Raw genomic sequence first — 25,839 nt, 5'->3', positions numbered from 1 at the left:
TTTGTCATGCTACTCAAGCTTTTGACCCTCGGCGGGCTCGGATATGCCGGCTATCGCTATTACGAAAAGAACAAGTCGCAGCCGGCGTTTTCCGGCAACCAGGGCAACGCCTCGGTGCGCGACGCTGGTCCGGAATCCATGCGCGACAGTTCGGGCCGCAAATGGACTCAGGCTGACGAGGAAAGCGACCAGAGCTTCCCCGCCAGCGATCCGCCGGCCAATTACTGACCCGTTTACTCCAGTTGGAGAGGACGAGAGTCCTAAGGGGCGGTTGGAGCGATCCAGCCGCCCCTTTCATGTGTAACCAGCCAGATGCGGATTGCCCCGGCAAGGCCCGGCGGCGTCGCGGCGCGGATACGCTCGGCATCGATTTGGGCGACCAGCGCGTTGATCGACTGGCTGCGCGCGGCAGCCGCAGCGGTCAGCATCTCCCAGAACATGGGCTCGAGACTGATCGACGTGCGATGGCCGTCGATCCGGACGGAGTATTTTTTCGGCGGATGGTACGGGGGCATTTCCATAAGCGGCGGCCCCTTACATCGCCGGGGCCGGGGCCGATACGATTTTTTTGGGGTGTGCGGTGAACCGTGCTGCGCCTAGGTTTCAGGCATGGCTGACGGCTATGACGAACTCACCGACAAGGAAAAGCAGACCCTGCGCCTGATGGTGCGCGGGCACGATGCGAAATCCGCGGCGAGCGAACTGGCGCTGTCGGTCCATACGATCAACGAACGTCTGCGCGCCGCGCGCCGCAAGCTGGAAGTCACCAGCAGCCGCGAGGCGGCCCGGCTGGTGCTGGAACGCGAAGGGGTGGCCCCCGAAAAACCTGTATCCATGGATTTGGGGGATGCGGGGGCCCGGCAAAGCTATGACGATGGCGGGGCAACGGCAGGCATGCCCGCCCGCCGTCCGATCCTTGCAGGAGTTGTCATTATGCTTACCCTTGCCGCAGCCGCACTGTTTCTCGTCCCCGCGATCGTCCAGAACGACAATGCGGGCGGGGCAACCCAATCGTCACCCAGCGATGCGGAGGTCGAAAGCGCCGCGCGGGCCTGGCTGACGTTGCTCGATGCGGGCGACTGGGAGGCGAGCTATGCCGCCACAGCAACCTCGTTTCGCAAAGCCAACACGCTGAAGCTCTGGAGCGATACGGCGGAAAAGGTCCAGTCCGGCCTCGGGAAGACCCTGTCGCGCAAATATATCGGGCAGGACGATGTGCCGTCGCCGCAGGGCATCACCATCGTGAAGTTCCGGACGGATTTTGCCAATCGCGCAGGCGTGGTCGAAACGATCTCGCTGGTGCGCGAAGATGGCGCATGGAAAGTCGCAGGCATTTACGTGTCGTGATGGGAGAGGGCGGATGCCTTGCGCGATCCGCCCTCCCGCCGATCAATACATGTGCTGGCCGCCGTTGATGCTCATGGTCGAACCGGTCACGAATTCGGCATGGTCGGAACACAGGAAGCTGACGCCGCGGGCGATTTCGCTCGCTTTGCCCAGCCGGCCGACGGGGATCTTGGCGACGATCTTTTCCAGCACCGGTTCGGGCACGGCGGCGACCATGTCGGTGTCGATATAGCCCGGGGCGATGGCGTTGACGGTGATGCCGAAACGCGCGCCTTCCTGCGCCAGCGCCTTGGTGAAGCCATGGATCCCGCTCTTCGCGGCGGCATAATTGACCTGGCCATACTGGCCCGCCTGCCCGTTGATCGAACCGATGTTCACGATCCGGCCCCAGCCGCGTTCCTTCATGCCCGAAAAGGTCGCCTTGGCGAGATTGAAACAGCCGCCCAGATTGGTCCGCATCACGGCGTCCCAGTCTTCATAGCTCATCTTTAAAAGCGTGCCGTCGCGGGTGATGCCGGCATTGTTGACGACGACGTCGATCGGGCCGTGTTCTTCTGCCACCTTGCCGCAGGCATCCTGCACCGCGTCGAAATCGCCGACGTCGAACTTGATCGTCGCAATGCCGGTCTCATCGGTGAACTTGCGCGCCGCATCGTCATTGCCCGCATAATTGGCGATGACGGTGAATTCGCGCTCGTCGCGCAGGCGTTCGCAGATGGCGCGGCCGATTCCGCGCGTGCCCCCGGTAACGATGGCCACACGTGTCATGATCTTTCTCCCAAGCTTTCCGTAGCGTTGCCACGACTTAAGCGAGGGATGCACGACGCGCCAAGTCCTTTCGCCCAGACGGGCGAGGATGCAGACGTATTTTCCGGTAGTGCCTAGAAGTTGACGCGGGTGCCGACGTAAACGGCCTGATCGTCTTCGACCCCATCGGTCAGCGGGGCAAGGCGGTTGTTATCCTTCGACAGGCGAACGCCAGCCGTCACGTTGACGTTGCCGATCACGCGATAGGATGTGCTGAGATCCACGCTCTGGCCGGGCAGGCCGTCGGGTGTACGCAGCGAACGGGTGCCGCTGTCTTCCCGGTTGATCGCGACGCGCGAATTGAAGCGACTCGGCTTGTCGGCCTTCTCGATCTTGTCGGGTGCGAAGGCGGCCAGATCGGGCATGCCCATGTCGCGCAGGCCGACCGAAACGGTCTTGGGCTGCGTGGGCTGCGAGAAGCTCTGGTAACCGCGGGCGACGCCGAGGTTGTAACTGGTCGGGTTGACCGCAAGAACGCGTTCGCGGTTACCGGCGGTACCGACCGAATCGATGCCGCTGCGGATCGAAATCGCGCGGGCCGTTGCATCGTCCACCCGGACGGCCACGGTGACGGTGCGGTCCTTGCTCAGTCCCGGCTTGCTGGCCGGGGTGAAGCGAAGGCCCTTTTCCCCCATCACGGCAGCGACGCGCGCAGCAAGCTGCGGATCGATCTTGGCCGGGGTGAAGGGCAGGTAGGCGATGTCTTCGGGGAGTTCCGCGGCAGCGCTGGTCTGAACGACGGCAAGGCCGGCAGCGGGAATGGAAAGGGCCAGACCGGCAGCAACCAGCGCCGCGGGTACGAACCGCGCCTTGCTCTGGTTTTTGACCGAATGTGCCACCGAATTTCTTTTCCTATGTTGCTGCACCAGTAAGCCAGAAATCCGCTGAACGGTCCCTGACTCCTGCATTAAAGGCGCAGGCGATTCCCTCTACTCCGGCAAACATCCTACCACTCGCCCATGCCTTGGCCAGCTTTTCCACAAACCCTGGTGGTAATTGACAGAAAGTGTTGCCCAGTTTCCACAAGCACGCGAACCCTAACTTGTTCCCGGGCAATGAATTAAGGCCATATTCACGCGCTGGAGACTGTGTGGGCCGCTGGCCCGTTTGCCTTGCTCCGAGGCGTGCAGGCATTATAGAGCCAAGAAACCTGCAGGATACCAAGGACCGACATGAGCGCTTTCGCAAACATCCGCCGCCCCGCAACCTTCGCCGTTGCGATCGCAGCCACGGTTGGCCTCGCGGCATGCGGTGGCGGGCGCGAACGGCCGCGGGCCGACGTCGCAGCCTCACAGGTCACGACGATCGGCGTGAACTCCTATCTCTGGCGCGCCGCGCTCGATGCGGTCAGCTTCGCACCGCTGCTGCAGGCCGACAGCAATGGCGGCGTGATCGTGACCGACTGGTACGCCAACCCCAGCAATCCGGGCGAACGGGTGAAGATGACCGTCACCATCCTCGATTCGGATCTGCGCGCCGATGCCCTGCGCGTTGCAGCAAGCCGCCAGGTCAATCAGGGCGGGACATGGGTCGATGCGCCGGTACAGGCGGCAACCGTGCAGAAGCTGGAAGACGTCATCCTGACGAAGGCCCGCGAACTGCGCCGCGAAGCGATGGGCTGACCTGCGCAGGCATTGGCGGGCGCTGGCCTGAAAAGCGCCTTCCAATAGCCGGCAAAATCCGTAAACGCGGCTGCCTATGAGCAGCGATACCCGTTTCGATCCGGCCAGCGCCGATGTGCGCTGGCAAAATGCGTGGGACCAGGCGCAGACCTTCCGCGCCGATAGCAATTCGGCAAAGCCCAAGAGCTACGTGCTCGAGATGTTCCCCTATCCTTCAGGGCGCATCCACATCGGCCACGTGCGCAATTACACGATGGGCGACGTGCTGGCGCGCTACAAGAAGGCGATCGGGCACGAAGTGCTGCACCCCATGGGCTGGGACGCCTTCGGCATGCCGGCCGAAAACGCGGCGATGGAAAAGGGCGTCCACCCCGGCGGCTGGACCCGCGCCAATATCGAACACATGAAAGCGCAGCTGAAGCGGCTGGGCTTCGCGCTCGACTGGAGCCGCGAGCTGGCAACCTGCGAGCCGGATTATTACGGCCACGAGCAGGCGCTGTTCATCGACCTCTACGAAGCGGGCCTCGTCTACCGCAAGGAAAGCGAGGTCAATTGGGACCCGGTCGACATGACCGTTCTGGCCAATGAACAGGTGATCGACGGCAAGGGCTGGCGCAGCGGCGCCGAGGTCGAGAAGCGCAAGCTGGCGCAGTGGTTCCTCAAGATCACCGACTTTGCCGAAGAGCTGCTCGAAGGGTTGGACGGCCTCGAAAACTGGCCCGACAAGGTGCGGCTGATGCAGGAAAACTGGATCGGGAAGTCCAAGGGGCTGGAGTTCAGCTTCGACCTGTCGAATGGCGAGAAACTGCCGGTCTATACGACGCGGCCCGACACGATCTTCGGCGCCAGCTTCGTCGCCGTCGCGGCCGATCATCCGGTGGCGCAGTCGCTGGACAGCGACGAGGCACGCGAATTCATCGGCCTGTGCAAGAAGGGCGGCACGACTGCCGCCGAACTGGAGACCGCGGAAAAGCTCGGTTTCGACACGGGTATCACCGCGAAGCATCCGTTCACCGGCGCGGACCTGCCGGTCTATATCGCGAACTTCGTGCTGATGGATTACGGCACCGGCGCGATCATGGCCGTGCCGGGCCATGACCAGCGCGACTTCGAATTCGCGACCAAATACGGCCTGCCGATCCCGCGCGTGGTCGCTGCCAGCGCCGAAGATGCCAGCAAGCCCTTCGCGGGCGAGGCCGAGCCGGGCGAGGGCGTGCTCGTCAATTCCGACTTCCTCGACGGGATGGCGGTCGAAGATGGCAAACGCGAAATCATCGCGCGGATCGAACAGCAGGGCCGCGGTCAGGGCAAGACCGTGTGGCGCCTGCGCGACTGGGGCGTATCGCGCCAGCGGTACTGGGGCACGCCGATCCCCTTCATCCATTGCGACACATGCGGCGTGGTGCCCGCGCCCAAGGACAGCCTGCCGATCACCCTGCCCGAGGATGTCGATTTCCAGACACCGGGCAACCCGCTGCTGCGCCATCCGACATGGAAGCATGTCGACTGCCCCAAGTGCGGCGGCAAGGCAGAGCGGGAGACAGACACGCTCGACACTTTCGTCGATTCGTCCTGGTATTTCCTGCGCTTCGCCAGCCAGCCCGCGGACAAGCCCTTCGACAAGGACGAGATCGCCAAGTGGCTGCCGGTCGAACAGTATATCGGCGGCATCGAGCATGCGATCCTGCACCTGCTCTACGCCCGCTTCTGGACCCGCGCGCTGGCCCACATGGGACAGATCGACGTGAAGGAACCCTTCGCTTCGCTGTTCACGCAGGGCATGGTCACGCATGAGACCTACAGCCGCAAGACGGGCGGCAAGACCGTCTATTATGCGCCCGACGAGATCAGCCGCGACGCCGAACGCGCGTTGCTGAAGGACGATGGCGGCGAGGTCGAGATCGGCCGTGTCATCAAGATGTCGAAGTCGAAGAAGAACGTGGTCGACCCCGACACCATCGTCGACACCTATGGCGCAGATGCCGTGCGCTGGTTCATGCTGTCTGACAGCCCGCCCGAACGCGACTTGCCCTGGTCCGAAGCCGGGATCGAAGGCTGCAGCCGTTTCGTCCATCGCCTGTGGCGCCTGTTCGGTGCGTTCGATGCAGGTGTTCAGGGCACCGATCAAACGCTTGATCGACATGTGCACAAGACCGTTCAGGCGGTCGCGGGCGATATCGAATCGCTCGGCTTCAACAAGGCGGTGGCGCGGATTTACGAACTGACCGGCGCAGTGGAAAAGGCGCAGCCTTCTGCCAGCCGCTCGGCCGCGATCCGCACGCTAGTCCAGCTTGTGGCACCCATGATGCCCCATCTGGCCGAGGAAGCCTGGGCCACGCTGGGCGAAACCGGGCTGGTCGCCGATGCGGATTGGCCGACTGTCGATCCAACGCTTCTGGTCGACGATGAAGTCACCATCGCCGTCCAGCACAAGGGCAAACTGCGCGATACGCTGACCGCACCCAAGGGTGCTTCGAAGGAAGATCTCGAAGCCATGGCGCTCGCCAGCGAGAAGGTCCAGCGCTCGCTCGACGGGGCAGAAGTGCGCAAGGTCATTGTGGTCCCCGACAGATTGGTGAATATCGTCACCTGATGCGTATCCTCCTCGCCAGCCTCGCCCTCGCCACACTGTCGGCCTGCGGCCTTTCGCCCATGTATGCGGGCGGCGGCAGCGGTGCGGTGGCGCAGTCGCTCGCCGCGATCGAAGTGGCGCCGATCGAAGGGCGCGCGGGCTGGCTGGTGCGCAGTGCGCTGGAAGAACGCTTTGCCGCAGCGGGTAATCCCGCGCCGCGCTACCGCATCGATATCCGCCTGGACGACCGGCTCGAAGGGTTGGCGATCCTGCGCGACGATACGATCAGCCGTGAACGCCGCACTTTGCGCGCACGCTATCAGCTGACCGACCTTTCGACGGGCGAGATCGTCCTCGATGCGACCGACGGGTCGGATGCCGGCATCGACGTGGTGTCGAGCGAATATGCCGTCATCGCCGCCGAACAGACGGCGCTCGAAAATCTCTCGCAGGACCTTGCCCAGCGGATCGTGACGCGCGTCGCGCTGGCGCTTCGCAACCAGCGGTGAAGCTGACGAACCGCGATTTCGCGGCGAAGGGGCGTTCGGCCGCACAGGGCTGTTCGATTTTCTTCTTTTGCGGCCAGGATGAAGCCGGGGCGACAGCTGCGGCCAACGACCTAGTCACGTGGCTTCCCGAACCGGGCGAGCGGTTGGAGATGTCTGGCGGCGAGGTGAAGAACGATCCGGCCAGGCTGGGCGACGAAGCGCGCACCAATTCGCTCTTCGGCGACAAGCGTCACATCTGGATTCGCGCCAATGGAGACGAGGCGGCAGAGGCGCTGAAAGTGCTGATCGAAACCAGCGATGCTGGGGCAGGCGAGGCTTGTCCGGTGATCGTCGTGGCCACGTCCGCTACCGACAAATCGCGCACCGCCAAGCTGCTCGAAAAGCGCAGGGATGCGCTGGTGGCCATGTTCTATCCGCCCGATCTGCCCTCCGTCACCCGCAGCGTGCGCGCATTGGCGGATGGCGCGGGCGTGCGGCTGGGCGGAGATCTGGCAGAACGGATCGCGCGCGCCGCCAATCTCGACATCCGACTGGCCAAGAGCGAGGTCGACAAGCTGGCTCTCTATCTGGATGCCAGCGCGCAAAGTCCGCAGACGGCCACCGCGGACGATCTCGATGCCATCGGCGCATCGAGCGAAGACGATGGTTTTGCCTCGCTCGTCAATGTCGTGATGGGGGGGCAGGCCGTCAAGCTCGGGATCGAACTGGGGCGGATGAAACAGCTCGGCCTCAATCCGGTCGGCGTGCTGCTGGCCTTCGAACGGCGTGCGGCGCAGCTGGCGCGGATCGCCGCAGCGCTCGGCTCGCGCGGGTTTGGCGATCTGGATCGCGGGGAAGAGGCGCGGCTCGGCATCTTCTTCAAGGAAAAGCGCGAGATCGGGCAGCAACTGGCGCTGTGGCGGCACGGAGACAAGCTTGACCGGCTGACCCGGCGGCTCGTCTCCCTGCACCGCGAACTGCTGACCAACAGCCAGGCGGCCGAACTGCTGCTGGCGCAGGGCCTGGCCGACATCGCCAGGGTGGCGACGGCGCGGACCCGCTAAGCGGCAGGTATCAGTTTTCGGGGACCGAGAACGTGCCTGTCACGCGGCCGCCCGACTGTCCCTGGCCGGTGACCGAGGACGATCCGCTGGCACGTCCATCCACGCTCGATACGCCGGTCGCCAGATCGATGACCAGCCGTCCGCCGTTCAGCGTATCGCCGCCGCGATTGAGGCGAACATTGCCCGCCATGGTGATGATCCGGCGGTTGAAATCATATACCGCGGTATCGCCGCGCGCGCGCTCGTTCCCGCGCGTCACCTGGACGCCGCCGGTGGCCATGATGCGCTGGATTTTCAGCGAACCGGCGTCGGTATAATTGACGATGGTGCGCGCCGCATCGAGATTGAGACCAGCCTGCGTGATCTTCACATTGCCCGACAGGACGACGCGGTTCTGCCGGTCCTGCAGTTCGATGCGGTCGGCCGCATAGCTGACCGGCGCATTGGAATTGTGTCCGGCAATCGCCTGCGCCGAAAGCTGGATACCGGCCAAGGCGGCCGCCGTGACGGCAAAAGACCCGATGCCCCAGCGGGCGATGGTGGGGAGCAACGGCTTCATCAGGGCATCCTCAGCTTTCCGGGTTCCATGCGCAAGCGCGCATTGCCTGTCAGGGTAATGGTGCGTGCCGAAAGATCGGCGTTCAGGCGGTCGGCGCTGAAGGTGCCGGCGGGTATGGCGCCGTCGACCCCGCCCGAACCGACGAGCTGCTTGTTCGCAAGATCGAGCGATACGCCGCGCGCAACCATGCGGTAACCGTCGGCGGCCGTCAGGCGTAACGGGCCGCGTACTGCGACGATTTCGTTATCGATACTGTATTGCCCGCCCTGCGCGACCAGCCTTGCGGGACCTTCGTCGAGCAGCAGACGCGCCACGACATCGTTCATGCGCACGATGCCTTCGGCGCTGGAGCGCTGGACCGCTTCGCCCGCTGTCAGAGAGAAGGGACGGTTCTTGTTGTCGGCACCGCGATAAAGCGCATTGTCGACGCGCAGCCGCTCGTTGATGACGGCCACCTTGTTCCGATCGAGCAGGAAGCTGACTTCACCGCGCGGACTGAGCGGCGTGATCACCATCAGCGCCGCCAGCACCCCAACGCCCATGGGCAGAGCGCGCGACAGAAAGGCAACCATGCGATCGTGCGAGCCACCGGGCTCGGCCCAGTGCTGGCGCTCGCTGCGGCGCGCTTTCGCTTCCTGCGTTTCTATCCTGCGGTGCCGCGATACCATGGGTTATGCCTGACCGGCCTATCCTTACATATGGCTGAAGATGTCGTGATCGGCCCAGCCTGCCACGTCCAGCCGCGCGCGTGTGGGAAGGAAATCGAAGCAGGCCTGTGCCATCTCGGTGCGCCCTTCGCGTTCCAGCCGACGGTCGAGTTCTTCCTTCATCCGGTGAAGATAGCGAACATCGCTCGCGGCGTATTCACGCTGCGCATCGTTCAGCACCGGGCCGCCCCAGTCGCTCGACTGCTGGGCCTTGGAGATATTTTCGCCGAGCAGTTCCTCGACCAGCATCTTCAGTCCGTGGCGGTCGGTGTAGGTACGGATGAGCTTGCTGGCGATCTTGGTGCAATAGCAGGGCGTCGCCATGACGCCGAGGTAATGCTCGATCGCGGCCAGGTCGAAGCGGGCGTAATGAAACAGCTTCAGACGGGCCGGATCGGCCAGCACGGCTTTCAGGTTCGGCGCATCGTAACTGCTGTCGGGGCCGAACCGGACAAGGTGCTCGTCGCCCTTGCCGTCGCTGATCTGGACGACGCAAAGCCGGTCGCGGATCGTGACCAGACCCATGGTTTCGGTATCGACGGCAACGGGGCCGTCGGCGAGTACGCCTGCGGGGAGGTCTTCTTCGTGGAAATGCACTGCCATGTGCGCGGCCTTAGGCCGATTGGGGATTGGTGGGAAGGGGTGCTGGCGAGCAAAGGCGGATCGGCCTAGTCCCGCTGTCATGGCAGGCGAACCGATCCCCGAAAGCTGGCAACCCGTACTGGAACCGGTCCTGGCGACCGCAGAGGCGCGGCAACTGGGTGGGTTTCTGGTCGCAGAAGAACAGGCGGGCAAACAGATCTACCCGCCGCGCGGCTGCCGGTTGAAAGCGCTCGAACTGACGCCCCTGGACAAGGTAAAGGTCGTGATCCTGGGGCAGGATCCCTATCATGGTCCGGGTCAGGCCATGGGGCTGTGCTTTTCCGTCCCCGAAGGGGTGAAGATCCCGCCGAGCCTCGTGAACATCTACAAGGAACTGGAAGCGGACCTTGGTGTGGCGCGCGCCGATCATGGCGATCTGAGCAAATGGGCGCGGCAGGGTGTGCTGCTGCTTAATAACACCCTGACGGTCGAGGCGGCCAAGGCCGGCAGCCACGCCAAGCGAGGATGGGACGCTATCACCGACGCCTGCGTTGCAGCAGTTGCGGCCCGCGATGAACCGAGCGTGTTCATTCTCTGGGGCAGCCATGCGCAGGCGAAGGCAAAGCGGATCGCCGGCCTGCGCGAAGGGCAGCATTGCGTGATCGAAAGCCCGCACCCCAGCCCGCTATCGGCGCATCGCGGGTTTTTCGGCTCGAAGCCGTTCAGCAGGACAAATGCCTTTCTTTCAGACCATGGCCGCGAGGCCATCGACTGGGCGTTGTAATCGCTTGCCAGTCGTCGGCACGTGTAGGATGATCGGCGGGATGGCAGGGGGAACGATGAAGCAAGCGATATTCAGGACGAGCACTGCGCTGGCGGTGCTGGGCATGGCTATACCTGCGGGGGCGCAGACCGGCAGGGCGCCCGCCGTGCAAGCCGAACCCGCTGCGCAGATGGATGCTGCCAAGGCAGCCGCGCTGGCCGAAGCTATGCGCGCCAGCGAATTATGGATCGAAGGACAGCGCCGATACCGCAACATTCCTGCGATCTCCGCCGCTGTGGCTCTGGGCGACCGGACGGTGTGGGCGAAGGGTTTCGGCGCGACCGATCGCAGGCAGGACAAGCCCGCTACGCCCGAGACGATTTATTCGATCTGCTCGATATCCAAACTGTTCACTGCCGTCGCGCTGATGCAGCAATGGGAACAGGGCAAGGTCGCGCTCGACGCGCCGATTACGCAATATCTGCCGTGGGCGAGGCTGGCCGACGATCCGCGTGAAAGCGTGCCGATCACCTTGCGCGGGGCGTTGACCCATTCCGCAGGCCTTCCGCGCGAAGCGGACTTTCCCTACTGGACCGGGCCCGATTTTACCTTTCCCTCGCAGGAGCAGGTTCGCGCGACCATCGGCAGCCAGTCCCCGCTCTATCCTGCATCGACAACCTGGCAATATTCGAACCTCGGCCTGACGCTGGTCGGCGAGACGGTCGAAGCGGTGAGCGGCCGACCCTATGCGGACTATGTGACCGCGAACATCCTCGAGCCTCTCGGCCTCAGCGATACGCGTCCGGGTATTCCGGCGGAACTCTATGGCAAGCAGATGGCCGTGGGCTGGGGCGCGCTGGAGGCGGATGGCACACGTCCGGAACTGAAGCTGTTCGATCCGGCGGGCATCGCGCCTGCGGCAGGTTTCAGCGCCAGCGTGGCAGACCTCGCCAAATTCGCCAGCTGGACCTTCCGCCTTGCCCGGACGGGGCAGCGCGAAGTCCTGCGGCCCTCGACCCTGCGCGAGATGGAACGGGTGCATTACGTGTCGCCCGATTGGGAGACCAACTGGGGCCTCGGCTTTGCCGTGCGCAATATCGGCGGCACCACCGTGGTCGGGCATGGCGGCAGCTGTCCCGGCTATCGCAGCATGCTGATGCTGGCGCCGGCAGAAGAGATGGGCGTGGCGATCGCCATGAATGCGATGGACGATCCCGGGCGCCTCGCCGAAGGGATCGCGGCGCTGATCAAGGCGCGCGGCGAAGCCAAACCGTTCGATGCGGTCGAGGGAGTCGATCTGGCCGAATTCGCGGGCGTCTATGACGGGCAGCCGTGGTCGGGCGAATTCATGTTCGTGCCATGGGCCGGCGGGCTCACCTGGATCGATCCCGATGCCGGGGCACCGGCGGACAAGATGTCGCGCCTGAAACCCCTGGGCGGCGATCGCTTTCGGGTCATTTCGCCCAGCGGCGAAGAGCGCGAGGAGGTGGTCTTCGAACGCGACCGTGCAGGCAAGATCCACACAGTCCGGCAGCATTCGAATACCAGCCGCCGGCTAAGGCCGCTGTAGCTCAGAAGATCGTGTAGCCGCCGTCGATCACTACCGAATCGCCGGTGTGGAACCGGCTGGCATCGCTGGCGAAATAGACCGCGATGCCGGCAAAGTCCTCGCCTTCGCCCCAGCGCCGCATGGGCACCCGGCCGATGGCCTTTTCGTTGAAGGCATCCCAGTTCTGCAGGCGTTCGGTCATGTCGGTGGCGATCCAGCCGGGCAGCACGGCATTGGCGCGAATGCCGTGCCGGGCAAGCTCCACCGCCGTGCCGCGCACCATCGCCAGCACGCCGGCCTTGGTAGCGGCATAGGCCTGGTTCTGCGGGGCGCCGTGGATCGCCGATACGCTGGATGTCACCAGCAACGAACCGCCCTTGTCACCCCGTTCCGCGCGTTCGACCATGTGCCGCGATGCTTCGCGCAGCGTCCAGAATACCGCGTCGAGATTGACCGTGGTCACCTTGCGCCATTGCTCGGTCGTCTGCTCAATCAGCGGGGCGCTGCCGCCCACGCCCGCATTGGCGATGCAGGTGTCGATCCGGCCCATCCGCGAAAGGCTTTCCGCCATCGCGTCCACCACGGCGGCCTCGTCCGACACGTCGACCGACAGCGCTTCTATCCGCGTACCATGCGCTTTCAGCTGTTCGAGGGCGGCGGCGTTCTTGTCCGCCTTGCGGCCCCAGATGACGACATCCGCGCCCGCCCCGGCAAGCCCTTCGGCCATGCCCAGCCCGATCCCGCCATTGCCGCCGGTCACCACCGCCACCTTGCCGGTCAGATCGAAGGGGGTGAAGGCCATGGCTGTCGCTTCTGTCAGCGGGGTAGTTCGCTCGCCCCCATCAGGGCGAGATCGACGGCGCGCGCGCACTGGCGCCCTTCGCGGATCGCCCACACGACGAGGCTCTGCCCGCGCCGCATGTCGCCGCAGGAAAACACATTCGCCTCGCTGGTGAGATACCATTCGGTATCCGCCGCCACATTTCCGCGCCCGTCCAGATCCACGCCTGCCCGGTCGAGCAGCCCTCGGCGCTTCGGCCCGGTAAAGCCCATGGCCAGCAGGATGAGATCGGCCTTCAGCGTGAAGGTGCTGCCTTCCACTTCCTGCATCCTGCCGTCTTTCCATTCGACGCGCACGCATTCGAGCCCGGCGACATCGCCGTTTTCTTCGGTGACACGCTTGGTCAGGACGGCCCAGTCACGGTCGACCCCCTCTTCGTGGCTGGACGATGTGCGCAGCTTCAGCGGCCAGTCGGGCCAGGTCAGCGCCTTGTCTTCCTTCTCGGGCGGCTTGGGCATGATTTCCAGCTGGGTGACGCTGGCGGCGCCCTGCCTGTTGCTGGTGCCCACGCAATCGCTGCCGGTATCGCCGCCGCCGATCACGATCACGTGCTTGCCGGTAGCGGTGAGCGAGCCGCGCGGCGCGGCGCGCACTTCCTCGTCGCCTGCGTTGCGCTTGTTCTGCTGGGTCAGGAATTCCATTGCCAGCCGCACGCCGTTCAGTTCCGATCCGGGAATGTCCAGCATGCGCGCTTCTTCCGCGCCGCCCGCCAGCACGACCGCGTCGAAGTTCTCCTGCAGCGCCTGGAAGCTAACTTCCACGCCCACTTCGCTCGATGTGCGGAACTGGACGCCCTCGGCCTCCATCTGCACCGCCCGGCGGTTGATCAGGTGCTTTTCCATCTTGAAGTCGGGAATGCCGTAGCGAAGCAGCCCGCCGATGCGGTCGGACTTCTCGAACACGGTCACGGCATGGCCGGCGCGCGCCAGTTGCTGCGCGCAGGCAAGCCCTGCCGGACCGCTGCCAATTACCGCCACCGATTTGCCGGTGCGCTTTTCGGGCACTTCGGGTTTGACCCAGCCTTCCTGGAACCCGCGGTCGATGATCGCGCATTCGATCGACTTGATGGTCACCGGGCTGTCGACGATGTTGAGCGTGCAGGCCGCCTCGCACGGGGCGGGGCAGACGCGGCCGGTGAATTCGGGGAAGTTGTTGGTGGAATGCAGCACTTCCAGCGCATTCTTCCAGTCGTCCTCGTAGACCAGATGGTTCCAGTCCGGGATGATGTTGTTCACCGGGCAGCCGTTGTGACAATAGGGGATGCCGCAGTTCATGCAGCGCGCCGCCTGGTTCCGCAGTTGTTTCTCCGACAGCGGAACGACGAACTCCTTGTAGTGCGTCAGCCGTTCTTCGGGATCGCGATAGGTGCGATCCTCGCGCTCGAATTCGAGGAAACCCGTTTCCTTGCCCATTCAATCAAACCCTAAACTAAATTCGTAATCGCCGCGAAGGCAGGGACCCAAGGCCGGGCCGCACCCGTAACGGCTGGATGTCCGCCCATGCGGGAATGGCGAGGCATGCATGATCATTCCGCAGCTTCCATCGCGGCCTGTTCGCGTTCTTCCTCGAGCGCCTTCAGCGCCCGGGCATAGTCGCGCGGCATCACCTTGCGGAAGTTCTTGAGCTCGTTCGCCCAGTCATCCAGCAAGCCCTTGGCGCGGGCCGATCCGGTGTGCAGCAGATGGCGTTCGACCAGCACCTTTACGCGCTCCGCATCGTGGTAGAGCGGGTCGCCCATGCCGAAATTCTCGACCGAAACGCCGCGCTGCTGTGGCCTGCCCCAGCTCTTGTCGGCGCCTTCGCCATCGCCCGGCTGGACATCCAGCACATCGACCTGCGCCAGATTGCACAGCTTTTCGAACCGGCGCTCCGGGTCGTAGACATAGGCAATGCCGCCGCTCATCCCGGCGGCGAAATTGCGACCGGTGGGGCCCAGCACACAGACCACGCCGCCGGTCATATATTCGCACCCATGGTCGCCCGTGCCTTCGACGACGGCGACCGCGCCTGAATTGCGCACGGCAAAGCGTTCGCCCGCCACGCCGTGGAAATAGGCTTCACCGGCAATCGCGCCGTACAGCACCGTATTGCCCACGATGATGTTTTCGCCCGGCGCGCGTGGGGCCTCTTCGGGTTGGCGAACGATGATGCGCCCGCCCGACAGGCCCTTGCCGACATAGTCGTTGGCATCGCCGGTCAGGCTTACGGTCACGCCGTGGGCCAGCCACGCACCGAAGCTTTGTCCGGCAACGCCGGTAAAGTCGATCCGGATCGTGTCGGGCTGCAGGCCCGAATGGCCATGCACCTCCGCGATCCGGCCCGACAGCATGGCGCCGACGGTGCGGTTCACATTGCGGATCGTGCGGGTAAGCTGGACGGCCTGCCCGCTTTCGATGGCGGGCGTGCAGGCCTTGATCAGTTCCACATCCATTGCCGCGGCAAGGCCGTGATCCTGCGTTTCGGTATGGTGGAGCGATTGGCCCTCTTCCAGCGGCACTGCGTGGAGGATGCGCTTCAGGTCGACGCCATGCGCCTTCCAGTGGCGTTCCACCCGGCGCATGTCGAGCCTGTCGACCCGGCCGATCATTTCTTCGATCGTGCGGAAGCCCATTTCGGCCATGATGGCGCGCAGTTCTTCCGCCACGAAGAAGAAGTAATTGATGACGTGTTCGGGCGTACCGGTGAACCGCTTGCGCAGCACCGGGTCCTGTGTCGCCACGCCGACCGGGCAGGTATTGAGATGGCACTTGCGCATCATGATGCACCCGGCCGCGATCAGCGGAGCCGTGGCGAAACCGAATTCATCCGCGCCCAGCAGCGCGCCGATGGCCACGTCCCGGCCCGTGCGCAGGCCGCCATCGACCTGCACCGCGATGCGGCTGCGCAGATCGTTGAGCAGCAGCGTCTGCTGCGTTTCGGCAAGGCCGATTTCCCATGGCGATCCGGCATGCGTCAGCGACGTCAGCGGGCTCGCCCCGGTGCCGCCTTCATATCCCGAAATGGTGATATGGTCGGCCTTGGACTTCGATACGCCCGCGGCGACCGTGCCCACTCCGACTTCGGACACCAGCTTGACCGAAATACGGCTCTTGGGCTGGACGTTCTTCAGGTCGTGGATCAGCTGGGCAAGATCCTCGATCGAATAGATGTCGTGATGCGGCGGGGGCGAAATCAGGCCCACACCCGGCGTCGCATGGCGCACCGCGCCGATGCGCTTGTCCACCTTGTGTCCGGGCAGCTGCCCACCTTCGCCGGGCTTTGCACCCTGCGCCATCTTGATCTGGATATCGTCGGAATTGACCAGATATTCGGTGGTCACGCCGAACCGGCCGCTGGCGACCTGTTTGATCCGGCTGCGCATCGAATCGCCATTGTCCATCGGGCGGAAGCGCTCCGGCTCCTCGCCGCCTTCGCCCGTGTTCGAACGCCCGCCCAGCCGGTTCATGGCGATGGCCAGCGTCGAATGCGCTTCGTGGCTGATCGAACCGAAGCTCATCGCGCCCGTGCTGAAGCGTTTGACGATCTCGACCGCCGGTTCGACCTCGTCGATGTCGATGGGCTGTTCGGCAGGCTTCAGTTCCATCAGTCCGCGGATCGTCAGCAGCCGTTCGGACTGCTCGTTGATCGCCGCGGCGAACTCCTGGTAATTCTTCGGATCGTTGCCGCGTACCGCGTGCTGCAATTGCGCGACCGATTGCGGCGTCCAGGCATGCGCTTCGCCGCGCAGGCGATATTGGTAGATACCGCCGACATCCAGCATACCCTTGTAGAGCGGGCTGTCGCCATAGGCCTGCGCGTGGCGCAGCACGGCTTCTTCGGCCACTTCTTTCAGGCCGATGCCTTCGATCGTGGTGGCCGTGCCGTTGAAATAGGCATCGACGAATTCGGAATTCAGCCCGACCGCATCGAAGATCTGCGCCCCGCAATAGGACTGGTAGGTCGAGATGCCCATCTTGGACATGACCTTCATGATCCCCTTGCCGACGGCTTTGACGTAATTCTGGCGGACCTGATCCGCGTCGAGTTCGGGAAACCGCTTTTCGCGCAGGGTCTCGAGCGTTTCGAACGCCAGATAGGGGTTGATGCCTTCCGCGCCGTAACCTGCCAGCGCGCAGAAATGGTGCACTTCGCGCGCCTCGCCGGTCTCGATGACCAGACCGGTCTGCATGCGCAGCCCCTGCCGCACCAACTGGTGATGCACTGCCGACGTCGCGAGCAGTGCGGGCATGGGAATACGGTCGGGGCCCTGCCCGCGATCTGACAGGATCAGGATGTTGGCATCGCCCAGTACGGCCTCGGTCGCAGCCCAGCACATTTCCTTCAGCGCCATGGCAAGTCCATCGGCGCCCGTGCTTGCATCCCAGGTTATATCGATCGTGGCGGTGCGGAATGCGCCGTCCAGCGCGACTTCCACCGAACGGACCTTGGCCAGGCCTTCGTTGGTCAGGATCGGCTGGCTTACTTCCAGGCGCTTGTGCGTGCCGGCGTCGCGGCCCAGCAAATTCGGGCGCGGGCCGATCATCGACAGCAGGCTCATCACCAGCTCCTCGCGGATCGGATCGATCGGCGGGTTTGTGACCTGTGCGAAGTTCTGCTTGAAATAATCGTACAGCAGGCGGCTGCGGTCCGACAGCACGGCGATCGGGGTGTCGGTCCCCATCGAACCGATCGGGTCCTCGCCGCCGCGCGCCATGGGCTCCAGGAAGCGGCCGATGTCTTCCTGCGTGTACCCGAACGCCTGCTGGCATTCGAGCAGGCTGGTGTCGGTGCTCGCGATCTCGCTCAGATCCGGCTCGATGTGATCGAGATCCTTGAGCTTGTACTGTGCCGCTTCCAGCCATTCCTCGTAAGGTTCGGCATTGGAGAGCTGGGTCTTGAGCTCCTCGTCCTCGACGATGCGCCCTTCTTCCAGATCGATCAGCAGCATGCGTCCCGGCTGGAGACGCCACTTGCGCGTGATGTCCTCGTCCCTGAACGGCAGCACGCCGCTTTCCGATGCGAGGACGACGAGATCGTCCTTGGTCGTGCACCAGCGTGCGGGGCGCAGGCCGTTGCGATCGAGACAGGCGCCGATCTGGCGGCCATCGGTAAAGCACACGGCAGCCGGGCCATCCCATGGCTCCATCAGGGCGGCATGGTATTCGTAGAAAGCGCGGCGCGCGGGATCCATCAGCGGGTTCTTCGCCCAGGCTTCCGGCATCAGCATCATCATCGAATGGGCCAGGCTGTATCCGCCCGTCACCAGCAGCTCGAGCGCATTGTCGAGGCAGGCGGTGTCGGATTGCCCGTGCGGGATCAGCGGCCACATCTTGTCGAGATCTGCGCCGAGCAGTTCGCTCTCCATCGTCCGGCGGCGCGCTTCCATCCAGTTCACGTTGCCGCGAACGGTGTTTATCTCGCCATTATGGGCCATGAATCTGTAGGGATGCGCCAGGCGCCAGCTCGGGAAGGTATTCGTCGAGAAGCGCTGGTGGACGAGGCCGAGTGCCGAAACGCAGTCCGGATCACGCAGGTCGTCGTAGAAACTGCCCACCTGATTTGCCAGCAGCAGGCCCTTGTAAACGACCGTGCGGCTGGAGAAGCTGGGTATATAGGCCTGGCTAAGGCCTTCAATTCCATGCTTTTCTTCCAGTGCCTTCAGCGGATTGAGCGTCTGCTTGCGGATCACCACCAGCTTGCGTTCGAAGGCGTCCTGATCGGGGCAATTGGGGCCGCGCGCGATCACGCACTGGCGGATGCGCGGCATCGATTCGATGACGGCTTCGCCCAGTCCGTCGAGCGTTGTCGGAACGTCGCGCCAGCCGATCACACGCTGGCCTTCCTTTTCTGCGAAGCGTTCGAGCTGTTCGGTGACGAAATCAAACGCTTGATCCGCAGGTGGTAGGAAACACATGGCGACCGCGTAATCGCCCGGCGCGGGCAGTTCCTTGCCTTCGTTCTGTGCCCATTTGCGGAACAGCGGATCGGGAATCTGCAGCAGAATCCCTGCGCCGTCGCCCAGCAACGGGTCCGCGCCTACCGCGCCGCGGTGGTCCAGATTTGCAAGTATTTCAAGCGCTTGCGTGACGATGGCGTGGCTCTTCTTGCCCTTGATATGGGCGACCATGCCGACGCCGCAGGCATCGTGCTCGTTACGCGGATCGTAAAGACCCGTAGCGTGGGGCGGCGTGCGTCCCATTGGCGAAGCGTCCTCCTTCATGCCCACCGACCGCCCGCCCAAAGCACGGATCGGTCAGGAACAGGATCAATCGGCACCGCGCGCGATGCCTGCAAAATTGCGCGAAGGGACCTAATGCCGACAGGAACGGTTTTTTGCAACTGCGAGCAGCGTAGCAAAATTTCACGGGCTGCAAGATTTACACTTTAACGGGCGTCAGGCGCTGAAAAGCGCGTACCCGGCTGGCTCTATTGCGACTTGGTCGCCCTGTTGAGCTTTTCAAGCGCGCTGCGCAGTTCCGCCTCCGGATCGCCGGTCTCGTCCTGGCGAGGCCGCAAAGGTGTCTCATTCTCGGCCTCGCGGCGAAGAAAGGCAATGACCGGATCGGTATTTTCGTCCTGGCGCGACGTAGCGGGGCCTGCCTTGCATGCCTCCAGCGCGCGTTCAAGCCGCGCCGTCAGCGCATCCAGCGAGAGGTCGCCAACCGCATCCGCTACGACCGGCGGATCGGCCCGGGGTGTGTCGAAGGAAATCTCTTCCGTATCGCCAACGGATTGCCCATCGTCGGATTCGGGGTCCCAGGAACCGCGCGCTTCGTCGTCGATCGGTTCAACAATTTCAGAGGGGTAAGCGCCGACTTCGGAAGAATAGTCCGTTGGCTCGTCAATTGGAGGCGCGGCAACCTCGGCATCATCTGCCTGAGAAGTCGCAATCCCTTCTTCGTGCATGTCTTCGCGCGGATTGAACGGGCGGCGCGGCGCGTCTTCGGTGGCGGCGACAGGAAGTGGCTCTTCCTCCTCGCGAAGCCAGGCGGGGTCGACGTCGTCTTCTTCATCGTCGTCGTGAACGGCGTCGTTTATCGCCGCGACACGCATGGCCAGCACGACACCTATCAGCAGGCCAAGCAAAGCCGCGATTACGGACAGGACAATCCTGCTCGACGCGGCGCTCAGCACGCCATCCAGGAAAAGTCGTTCGGCCAGTGCCTGATGGATGCTCTCGGGCATGACAAACAGGCCAAGCCCCATCAGCAACGCAAACCACAAGCCGACACCCCATTTGAACGCAGGGTGTTTGCTGACTGGTGCGGTGCGGGTTGCGTCGGTCATCGGTCGGTCTCAACTCACCATGGGCGGCTCAGGCGGCCGCGGACGGGGCACGTCCTAGCAGTTCTTGGTAAACGGCACGATAACGATCGATGTTCCTGCTCCAGTCGTGCTTTGCAGCGACATGCATGCGACCGGCCTTGCGCATGGCGGGCCAGCGCTCCTTGGCGTCGACAAATCCAGCCAAGGCTGCCGCGATGGCCTGCGGGTCGTCGGGCGGAAAAAGGAGGCCGCTGACGCCATCTTCGATCAGTTCGCGATGTCCGCCGACATCGCTCGCGGCAACGATCCGCTGCTGCGCCATCGCCTCCAGCGGTTTCAGCGGGGTGACCAGATCGGTAAGCCGCGATTTTTTGCGTGGGTAGGCCAGCACATCGATCAGCGAATAATACCGTTCGACCTCGTCATGAGGGACCCTGCCGGTAAATACGATAGCCTCGCCCACACCCGAGGCGGCAGCTTGCGCACGCAGTGCCGCATCCATCGGGCCGCCACCGACCAGCAGCAATTGTGCGTTCGGATGATGATTGCGTAGCGCGGGCATGGCGGCGATGAGATCGTCCAGCCCTTCGTAATCGTAGAAGCTGCCGATGAAGCCTATGACCGGCCCGGACCCGATCCCGATACTGGCTGCAAGCGTTTCGTCGCGCGCCGGGGGATGTCCGAACAGCGTAAGGTCGACCCCATTGGGCGAGAGCGCGATCTTATCGCCATCGTGACCGCGGGAGACCAGATCGTCACGAAGGCCGTTGCAGATAGTGAAGACGGCGTCGGCCTTTGCGACCACGCGATTTTCCAGCGCGCGGGTGAGGCGGTATTTTATCGAGCCTTCGCTGCCGGTTCCGTTGCCGACTGCCGCATCTTCCCAGAAAGCGCGTATTTCGTAAACGAAAGGCATGCCCAGACGGTGTGCCGCGCGTAAGCCGGCCATCCCGCATAAGGCAGGCGAATGGGCATGGATGATATCGGGCCGCCATTCCTTCGCCACGCGTTCGATCCCTGCGCGCAAGGCTTCGATTTCCTGCCATTCACGGATGACCGGGGGGCTGGATAATTTCGTTGCGGTGCGATGGAAGGTCAGCCCGTCGACGTTTTCGACCGGCGGCCCTTGGGCCAGGTGGCGATTGCCCGTGATACCGCAAACCTCGATCCCGGCGCTCTGCGAACTCTTGAGTATGGCGCGCGTGCGAAAGGTATAACCGCTGTGCAGCGGCAATGAATGGTCGAGAATGTGCAGAACACGGGTCATAAGATCGGTTCCTGTGACACATCACGCTTAATGACGCGTCAACTGCATTGCATTAGAGGCGCACTGGAAAGACCTGCACGTGATCGATTATTTCGCCCTTGCCCTTGCCCACGCGCTCCTCGTCATTGCGCTTTTGCGCATACTTGCGCGCAGAGAGCTCGACCGAGAGGAGGTATTGGGCGATGTGATCGACGAGCCCCAGGCGCAGTCAAAGCAAAAGCGACCGGGTGGCACCCGCCAATGCAAGAAGCGCGGCGATGCTTGATGTAGCGCTTTTCCTGACCGTCATGGCCATGTTCCTGCTCGGTCTCAGGCGCCCGTTCATCTGGGTGCTGGCCTATCTCTATATCGATATTCTCGCGCCGCAGAAAATCGGGTGGACGCTAACGCCGATGCTGCCGATCTCGCTGATCGCATTCTTGCTGGCGTTTGCGGGATGGGCATTTGCGGACCCCAAGTCCGACACGAAGTTTACGCTGCGCCAGGGCATCATGTGCGCATTGCTCGCCTACTGCTTCATGACCCTGCAATGGGCCGATTTCCCGATCGAGGCCCATGAGAAGTGGGATTGGGTATGGAAGGCGCTGGTCTTTGCCATCTTTCTGCCGGTCACGCTGATAACCCGCCTGCGGATCGAGGCTGCGGCGCTGGTGCTGGTGCTGACCGCCGGGGCGATCATCATTTCGGCCGGCATGAAGACGGCGCTCGGCGGTGGCGGGTACGAAAATCTCTATCTGTTCGTGAATGACAATTCGAACATCTACGAAAGTTCGACCCTGGCAACGGTTTCCATTGCGCTGATCCCGATCATTTTGTGGTTTACCAGGCATGGTACGATCTTCCCGCCCGACTGGCGCGTGAGGACCTTTGCCGGGCTGCTCATTTTCGCCTGCCTGCTGATTCCGATCGGCACCGAAGCGAGGACCGGCCTGCTCTGCATCGGCGTGCTCGGCATCCTGATGCTGCGCGATGTCAGGAACCGGCTGATGTATGTAATGGCCGCCGGCGCGCTGGGGGTTGCCGCGCTGCCCTTTCTTCCCGCCAGCTATTACGAACGCATGGCAACGCTGGGATCTGTCGAATCCGACGAATCGGCTTCGACCCGCATGCAGGTCTGGATGTGGACGCTGGATTATGTGTCCGAACATCCGCTGGGCGGCGGGTTCGACGCCTATCGCGGTAACAAGTTCACGTACCGCATGCCGGTAACGCGCGAGGAAGGCGGTGCCCTGGTCACCGAAATACAGGATGTGACGGATGCAGGGCGCGCCTATCACTCCTCCTTCTTCGAAATGCTGGGGGAGCAGGGTTGGCCGGGTCTGATCATGTGGCTCAGCCTGCATGCACTGGGCCTCCTGCAAATGGAGTGGATCCGCAGGAAGTGGCGGGACCGGACAAACCCTGCAGAACAGTGGCAGGGCCCGCTGGCAAGCGCGTTGCAGTTTTCCAACATCGTCTATCTTGTCGGTGCAACCTTCCAGGGGATCGCCTATCAGCCGGTGTTCCTCATGCTCATCGGCTTGCAGATCGCTTTGTGGACCTATTGCCGAAAACGCGATTCGGCGCGTGAAGCAGCCGAGCACAAGGCGCGCCGTGACGCTCGTCGCGCGGCTGCTTCGGCCAAGCCCGCCATTCCGTAACGGCACACTTCGCGCGGTTGCGCACCCCCTTTGCATGCGCCATGAGTCGCGCCGCATCGTGCGGTAGAGTCGCGCGAAACCAAGCGTTCTGAGTAGAGGAGAGGCGAGTATGAGCCCGCAAGAACTGGCAGAGAAGGTTGGACAGCAGATCGGCACCAGCGAATGGGTCGAAATGAGTCAGGACCGCATTAACAAGTTTGCCGATGCGACCGGCGATCACCAGTTCATCCACATCGATGAAGAAAAGGCCAAGATGACGCCCTTTGGCGGGACAATCGCGCATGGCTTCCTCACATTGTCGATGATCCCCTATCTCGGCGCCAAGTCCGACATGCCCAAGATCGACGGCGTGAAGATGGGTGTGAATTATGGCGGTAACAAAACGCGCTTCATCTCGCCCGTTCGCAGCGGCAAGCGCATTCGCGGCCACTGGAAGCTGGTGGAAATGATCGAAAAGCGTCCCGGACAGTGGCAGCAGACCAGCGAGATCACCATGGAGATCGAGGGTGAGGAAAAGCCGGCTCTGATCTGCGAGTGGATCACCCAGATTTTCGTCTGATTCCCCCCTCCTCCCCGGTGAGGATCAGGTACATTTAGCAATCCAAGGAAATACCCATGCGTGACGCAGTCATCGTCTCCACCGCCCGCACCGCAATCGGCCGCGCGTACAAGGGCGGGTTCAACGACACCAAGGGGGCCACGCTCGGCGCTTATTCGCTGAAGCCCGCAATCGAACGCGCCGGCATCGAGCCCGGCGAAGTCGACGACGTATTGTGGGGCAGCGCGCTCCAGCAGGGCACGCAGGCCGGCAATCTTGCTCGCCAGGTGGCTCTGCGCGCCGGTTGCCCGATCGGCACCAGCGGCATGACCATCGACCGTCAGTGTTCAAGCGGCCTGATGAGCATCGCCACGGCGGCAAAGCAGATCATCACAGACCGCATGGACGTGGTCGCCGCCGGTGGTCAGGAGAGCATCAGTCTCGTCCAGACCAAGGAAATGCGCGTGATGCCGGATCCGGAACTGATGCAGATGCATGGCGCAATCTACATGCCCATGCTCCAGACTGCCGAGACGGTCGCGCAGCGGTATGGCATCAGCCGCGAGGCGCAGGACGAATATGCGCTGTCGAGTCAGCAGCGCACTGCCGCCGCACAGGAAGCAGGCCTGTTCGACGATGAAATCGTCCCCGTCACCACTACGCACAAGGTGCAGGACAAGGAAACGGGCGAGATCTCCGACGTCGAGATCACCATCGCCAAGGACGAAGGCAATCGCCCCTCGACCACGCTGGAAGGGCTGCAGGCGCTCAAGCCGGTAATGGGTGAAGGCACCACGATCACGGCAGGCAACGCTTCGCAGCTGTCGGACGGTTCGTCGGCCAGCGTGTTGATGGAAGCCAAGATTGCAGAAAAGAAAGGCCTGACGCCGCTGGGCCGCTATGTCGGCATGGCGGTTGCGGGCACGGAACCCGATGAAATGGGTATCGGCCCGGTCTTCGCCATTCCCAAGCTGCTCGAGCGGTTCGATCTCAAGGTCGACGATATCGGCATCTGGGAGTTGAACGAAGCGTTTGCAGTGCAGGTGCTTTACTGCCGTGACAAGCTCGGCATCCCGGGCGATCTGCTCAACGTCAATGGCGGTTCCATCTCGATCGGCCACCCCTATGGAATGACCGGTGCGCGTTGCACCGGGCATGTGTTGCTCGAAGGCAAGCGTCGCGGCGCCAAATACGGCGTTGTCACCATGTGCGTCGGCGGCGGCATGGGTGCAGCCGGCCTGTTCGAGATCTTCTAAGGAGAATTTTCGATGACCGAGTGCTGGCCAGAACTCGATTTCGCGGCCCAGCGCCCGGTCATCGAAAGCTTACATGCCTATCTTCAGGTGATCGGCAAACTGCCGACGCGCAGTTTGCCCTGGTGCAACCACAGCTGGCATCTCGCCTTGCGCGTGGTCCCTCGCGGGTTCCGAAGCTACCCTGTCTTCGCGCAGAATGGCGAAGCAGAGGTAATGGTGGACTGCCACCATTCGACCGTCGGGGTCGAGACATCGGCGGGCTTTGCCGAAAGCTTCGCAATTACCGGCCAGAGCGTTGCGGATTTCCACGAGCAGCTGACTCAACTCCTTCGTCATGCAGGAGTGGAAACCGACATATCCGGAGCCCCGAACGAAGTCGAAGACGCCGTTCCCTTTGCGCAGGATACGCGCTGCAGGGTGTGGAACCAACAAGCAATTGCGAAGATACATCGCGCCTTTTCCGACACCAACCGGGTCTTCGAGCAATTCCGGACCGGCTTTGTCGGAAAATCCAGCCCCAGCCACCTATTCTGGGGAAGCTTCGATCTGGCAGTCACTCGTTTTTCCGGGCGGGAGGCGCCCGTGCATCCAGGCGGGTTTCCCAATCTTCCCGACGACGTGACGCGGGAGGCATACAGCCACGAAGTAGCAAGTGCCGGATTCTGGCTTGGCGGCGGGGGCGTCGAGGAAGCTGCATTTTATGCGTACGGATATCCTTCGCCAGAAGGGCTGGAGAACGCGAAGGTGGGACCGCAAGCCGCCTATTGGCACGAACAGCTTGGTGAATGGGTGTTGCCCTATGCCCGCGTGCGCGGGTCGGATGATCCGGACGCGATGCTGATGGAATTTCTCGAAACGAGTTATACCGCAGTGGCTGAGCTTGCGAAATGGGACCGGGCAGCGCTGGAAATTCCATTCGGTGCATACGGAAAGCCTTATGATGTGGCACATCATCGCGCCGATTGACTTGTCCCAAAGGGCATTGGCGGCGT

At 63.2% G+C, this 25,839-nt stretch carries 24 protein-coding genes; 13 read left to right on the top strand and 11 right to left on the bottom strand.

Annotation, left to right across the window (positions count from 1 at the left end; genetic code table 11):
* The first annotated feature begins 6 nt into the window (after positions 1-6).
* A complete protein-coding gene (locus ACIGGE_RS03185; protein WP_103023950.1) occupies positions 7-228 on the top strand; it encodes a hypothetical protein in 222 nt (73 codons plus the stop codon).
* A gap of 32 nt (positions 229-260) precedes the next feature.
* Here ACIGGE_RS03185 and ACIGGE_RS03180 read toward each other — a convergent pair whose 3' ends face one another.
* On the bottom strand, positions 261-521 hold the full coding sequence (locus tag ACIGGE_RS03180; RefSeq protein WP_369828438.1) for a ribbon-helix-helix domain-containing protein: 261 nt from the start codon (positions 519-521) through the stop codon (positions 261-263).
* Between the two features lie 88 nt (positions 522-609).
* On the opposite strand from ACIGGE_RS03180, the gene ACIGGE_RS03175 reads away from it, so the two are divergent.
* A complete protein-coding gene (locus ACIGGE_RS03175; protein WP_397489413.1) occupies positions 610-1,347 on the top strand; it encodes a DUF4019 domain-containing protein in 738 nt (245 codons plus the stop codon).
* 42 nt (positions 1,348-1,389) lie between these two features.
* Here ACIGGE_RS03175 and phbB read toward each other — a convergent pair whose 3' ends face one another.
* Both phbB and ACIGGE_RS03165 read right to left on the bottom strand, forming a co-directional pair.
* Positions 1,390-2,115, bottom strand: coding sequence for an acetoacetyl-CoA reductase (phbB, locus tag ACIGGE_RS03170; protein ID WP_103023952.1), 726 nt, complete (start codon positions 2,113-2,115; stop codon positions 1,390-1,392).
* Positions 2,116-2,228: 113 nt separating this feature from the next.
* On the bottom strand, positions 2,229-2,993 hold the full coding sequence (locus ACIGGE_RS03165; protein WP_397489412.1) for a hypothetical protein: 765 nt from the start codon (positions 2,991-2,993) through the stop codon (positions 2,229-2,231).
* A 333-nt stretch (positions 2,994-3,326) separates the two neighbouring features.
* Here ACIGGE_RS03165 and ACIGGE_RS03160 point away from each other — a divergent pair, with 333 nt between their 5' ends.
* The 4 genes from ACIGGE_RS03160 to holA all read left to right on the top strand — a co-directional run bounded on the left by ACIGGE_RS03160 (position 3,327) and on the right by holA (position 7,900).
* Positions 3,327-3,776, top strand: a complete 450-nt coding sequence (locus tag ACIGGE_RS03160) for a DUF3576 domain-containing protein (protein ID WP_103023953.1) — start codon at positions 3,327-3,329, stop codon at positions 3,774-3,776.
* 76 nt (positions 3,777-3,852) lie between these two features.
* Positions 3,853-6,369, top strand: a complete 2,517-nt coding sequence (gene leuS / locus ACIGGE_RS03155; RefSeq protein WP_397489411.1) for a leucine--tRNA ligase — start codon at positions 3,853-3,855, stop codon at positions 6,367-6,369.
* Positions 6,369-6,857 (top strand): LPS assembly lipoprotein LptE, encoded by a 489-nt coding sequence (lptE, locus tag ACIGGE_RS03150; protein ID WP_103023955.1) that lies wholly within the window; start codon positions 6,369-6,371, stop codon positions 6,855-6,857. Before leuS ends, lptE begins: the two co-directional genes overlap by 1 nt.
* Complete coding sequence (holA, locus tag ACIGGE_RS03145; RefSeq protein ID WP_397489410.1) at positions 6,854-7,900, top strand: DNA polymerase III subunit delta; 1,047 nt, start codon at positions 6,854-6,856, stop codon at positions 7,898-7,900. Before lptE ends, holA begins: the two co-directional genes overlap by 4 nt.
* Before the next feature lie 10 nt (positions 7,901-7,910).
* Here holA and ACIGGE_RS03140 read toward each other — a convergent pair whose 3' ends face one another.
* Genes ACIGGE_RS03140 through ACIGGE_RS03130 form a run of 3 tightly spaced genes read right to left on the bottom strand, consistent with a single transcriptional unit; the run spans position 7,911 to position 9,769 of the window.
* Positions 7,911-8,459 (bottom strand): LptA/OstA family protein, encoded by a 549-nt coding sequence (locus tag ACIGGE_RS03140; RefSeq protein ID WP_301643220.1) that lies wholly within the window; start codon positions 8,457-8,459, stop codon positions 7,911-7,913.
* Positions 8,459-9,127: an LPS export ABC transporter periplasmic protein LptC gene (locus ACIGGE_RS03135; RefSeq protein ID WP_103023958.1), complete on the bottom strand. Its 669-nt coding sequence runs from the start codon at positions 9,125-9,127 to the stop codon at positions 8,459-8,461. The genes ACIGGE_RS03140 and ACIGGE_RS03135 overlap by 1 nt, the downstream gene beginning before the upstream one ends.
* Positions 9,128-9,151: 24 nt before the next feature.
* Complete coding sequence (locus ACIGGE_RS03130) at positions 9,152-9,769, bottom strand: ribonuclease D (RefSeq protein ID WP_196847145.1); 618 nt, start codon at positions 9,767-9,769, stop codon at positions 9,152-9,154.
* 79 nt (positions 9,770-9,848) lie between these two features.
* On the opposite strand from ACIGGE_RS03130, the gene ung reads away from it, so the two are divergent.
* Both ung and ACIGGE_RS03120 read left to right on the top strand, forming a co-directional pair.
* Positions 9,849-10,532 (top strand): uracil-DNA glycosylase, encoded by a 684-nt coding sequence (gene ung / locus ACIGGE_RS03125; RefSeq protein WP_397489409.1) that lies wholly within the window; start codon positions 9,849-9,851, stop codon positions 10,530-10,532.
* Positions 10,533-10,587: 55 nt separating this feature from the next.
* Positions 10,588-12,081 (top strand): serine hydrolase domain-containing protein, encoded by a 1,494-nt coding sequence (locus ACIGGE_RS03120; protein WP_397489408.1) that lies wholly within the window; start codon positions 10,588-10,590, stop codon positions 12,079-12,081.
* 1 nt (position 12,082) lies between these two features.
* Here the strand turns inward: ACIGGE_RS03120 and ACIGGE_RS03115 are convergent, their stop codons facing one another.
* The 5 genes from ACIGGE_RS03115 to ACIGGE_RS03095 form a co-directional block, all read right to left on the bottom strand.
* A complete protein-coding gene (locus tag ACIGGE_RS03115; RefSeq protein WP_397489407.1) occupies positions 12,083-12,862 on the bottom strand; it encodes an SDR family NAD(P)-dependent oxidoreductase in 780 nt (259 codons plus the stop codon).
* Between the two features lie 14 nt (positions 12,863-12,876).
* Positions 12,877-14,313: a glutamate synthase subunit beta gene (locus ACIGGE_RS03110; protein WP_397489405.1), complete on the bottom strand. Its 1,437-nt coding sequence runs from the start codon at positions 14,311-14,313 to the stop codon at positions 12,877-12,879.
* A gap of 113 nt (positions 14,314-14,426) precedes the next feature.
* Entirely contained in the window at positions 14,427-19,079 is a 4,653-nt protein-coding gene (gene gltB / locus ACIGGE_RS03105; protein ID WP_301643224.1) for a glutamate synthase large subunit, read from the bottom strand.
* Positions 19,080-19,306: 227 nt separating this feature from the next.
* On the bottom strand, positions 19,307-20,167 hold the full coding sequence (locus tag ACIGGE_RS03100) for a hypothetical protein (RefSeq protein ID WP_397489403.1): 861 nt from the start codon (positions 20,165-20,167) through the stop codon (positions 19,307-19,309).
* Between the two features lie 28 nt (positions 20,168-20,195).
* Complete coding sequence (locus ACIGGE_RS03095) at positions 20,196-21,413, bottom strand: TIGR04063 family PEP-CTERM/XrtA system glycosyltransferase (RefSeq protein ID WP_397489402.1); 1,218 nt, start codon at positions 21,411-21,413, stop codon at positions 20,196-20,198.
* Between the two features lie 79 nt (positions 21,414-21,492).
* On the opposite strand from ACIGGE_RS03095, the gene ACIGGE_RS03090 reads away from it, so the two are divergent.
* From ACIGGE_RS03090 to ACIGGE_RS03070, 5 genes are all read left to right on the top strand, one after another.
* Positions 21,493-21,678 (top strand): hypothetical protein, encoded by a 186-nt coding sequence (locus ACIGGE_RS03090; protein ID WP_397489400.1) that lies wholly within the window; start codon positions 21,493-21,495, stop codon positions 21,676-21,678.
* A complete protein-coding gene (locus tag ACIGGE_RS03085) occupies positions 21,671-23,053 on the top strand; it encodes a DUF5935 domain-containing protein (protein WP_397489399.1) in 1,383 nt (460 codons plus the stop codon). Before ACIGGE_RS03090 ends, ACIGGE_RS03085 begins: the two co-directional genes overlap by 8 nt.
* Before the next feature lie 109 nt (positions 23,054-23,162).
* Positions 23,163-23,612 carry a MaoC family dehydratase gene (locus ACIGGE_RS03080; RefSeq protein ID WP_103023968.1) on the top strand — a complete coding sequence of 150 codons (450 nt, stop codon included), beginning with the start codon at positions 23,163-23,165 and terminating at the stop codon, positions 23,610-23,612.
* A 56-nt stretch (positions 23,613-23,668) separates the two neighbouring features.
* A complete protein-coding gene (locus ACIGGE_RS03075; protein ID WP_397489398.1) occupies positions 23,669-24,847 on the top strand; it encodes an acetyl-CoA C-acyltransferase in 1,179 nt (392 codons plus the stop codon).
* 12 nt (positions 24,848-24,859) lie between these two features.
* Entirely contained in the window at positions 24,860-25,813 is a 954-nt protein-coding gene (locus ACIGGE_RS03070) for a DUF5996 family protein (protein ID WP_397489397.1), read from the top strand.
* Positions 25,814-25,839 lie beyond the last annotated feature (26 nt).

The organism is Qipengyuania sp. NPDC077410, assembly GCF_044543405.1.
GTDB classification, from domain to species: Bacteria; Pseudomonadota; Alphaproteobacteria; order Sphingomonadales; family Sphingomonadaceae; genus Qipengyuania; species Qipengyuania pacifica.
Note: the sequence above shows the minus strand (reverse complement) of the source record. Positions and strands in the feature narration are given on the sequence as shown.

Excerpts from the sequence above, each read along its gene's own strand:
- ACIGGE_RS03185 (WP_103023950.1), top strand. The coding sequence starts at position 7 with ATGCTACTCAAGCTTTTGACCCTCGGCGGGCTCGGATATGCCGGCTAT.
- ACIGGE_RS03100 (WP_397489403.1), bottom strand. The coding sequence starts at position 20,167 with ATGACCGACGCAACCCGCACCGCACCAGTCAGCAAACACCCTGCGTTC.
- ACIGGE_RS03175 (WP_397489413.1), top strand. The coding sequence starts at position 610 with ATGGCTGACGGCTATGACGAACTCACCGACAAGGAAAAGCAGACCCTG.
- ACIGGE_RS03135 (WP_103023958.1), bottom strand. The coding sequence starts at position 9,127 with ATGGTATCGCGGCACCGCAGGATAGAAACGCAGGAAGCGAAAGCGCGC.
- ACIGGE_RS03120 (WP_397489408.1), top strand. The coding sequence starts at position 10,588 with ATGAAGCAAGCGATATTCAGGACGAGCACTGCGCTGGCGGTGCTGGGC.
- ung (WP_397489409.1), top strand. The coding sequence starts at position 9,849 with ATGGCAGGCGAACCGATCCCCGAAAGCTGGCAACCCGTACTGGAACCG.
- ACIGGE_RS03080 (WP_103023968.1), top strand. The coding sequence starts at position 23,163 with ATGAGCCCGCAAGAACTGGCAGAGAAGGTTGGACAGCAGATCGGCACC.
- ACIGGE_RS03160 (WP_103023953.1), top strand. The coding sequence starts at position 3,327 with ATGAGCGCTTTCGCAAACATCCGCCGCCCCGCAACCTTCGCCGTTGCG.
- ACIGGE_RS03110 (WP_397489405.1), bottom strand. The coding sequence starts at position 14,313 with ATGGGCAAGGAAACGGGTTTCCTCGAATTCGAGCGCGAGGATCGCACC.
- ACIGGE_RS03095 (WP_397489402.1), bottom strand. The coding sequence starts at position 21,413 with ATGACCCGTGTTCTGCACATTCTCGACCATTCATTGCCGCTGCACAGC.
- phbB (WP_103023952.1), bottom strand. The coding sequence starts at position 2,115 with ATGACACGTGTGGCCATCGTTACCGGGGGCACGCGCGGAATCGGCCGC.
- ACIGGE_RS03085 (WP_397489399.1), top strand. The coding sequence starts at position 21,671 with ATGCTTGATGTAGCGCTTTTCCTGACCGTCATGGCCATGTTCCTGCTC.
- leuS (WP_397489411.1), top strand. The coding sequence starts at position 3,853 with ATGAGCAGCGATACCCGTTTCGATCCGGCCAGCGCCGATGTGCGCTGG.
- ACIGGE_RS03075 (WP_397489398.1), top strand. The coding sequence starts at position 23,669 with ATGCGTGACGCAGTCATCGTCTCCACCGCCCGCACCGCAATCGGCCGC.
- ACIGGE_RS03070 (WP_397489397.1), top strand. The coding sequence starts at position 24,860 with ATGACCGAGTGCTGGCCAGAACTCGATTTCGCGGCCCAGCGCCCGGTC.
- lptE (WP_103023955.1), top strand. The coding sequence starts at position 6,369 with ATGCGTATCCTCCTCGCCAGCCTCGCCCTCGCCACACTGTCGGCCTGC.
- ACIGGE_RS03140 (WP_301643220.1), bottom strand. The coding sequence starts at position 8,459 with ATGAAGCCGTTGCTCCCCACCATCGCCCGCTGGGGCATCGGGTCTTTT.
- ACIGGE_RS03130 (WP_196847145.1), bottom strand. The coding sequence starts at position 9,769 with ATGGCAGTGCATTTCCACGAAGAAGACCTCCCCGCAGGCGTACTCGCC.
- ACIGGE_RS03180 (WP_369828438.1), bottom strand. The coding sequence starts at position 521 with ATGGAAATGCCCCCGTACCATCCGCCGAAAAAATACTCCGTCCGGATC.
- ACIGGE_RS03115 (WP_397489407.1), bottom strand. The coding sequence starts at position 12,862 with ATGGCCTTCACCCCCTTCGATCTGACCGGCAAGGTGGCGGTGGTGACC.
- gltB (WP_301643224.1), bottom strand. The coding sequence starts at position 19,079 with ATGGGACGCACGCCGCCCCACGCTACGGGTCTTTACGATCCGCGTAAC.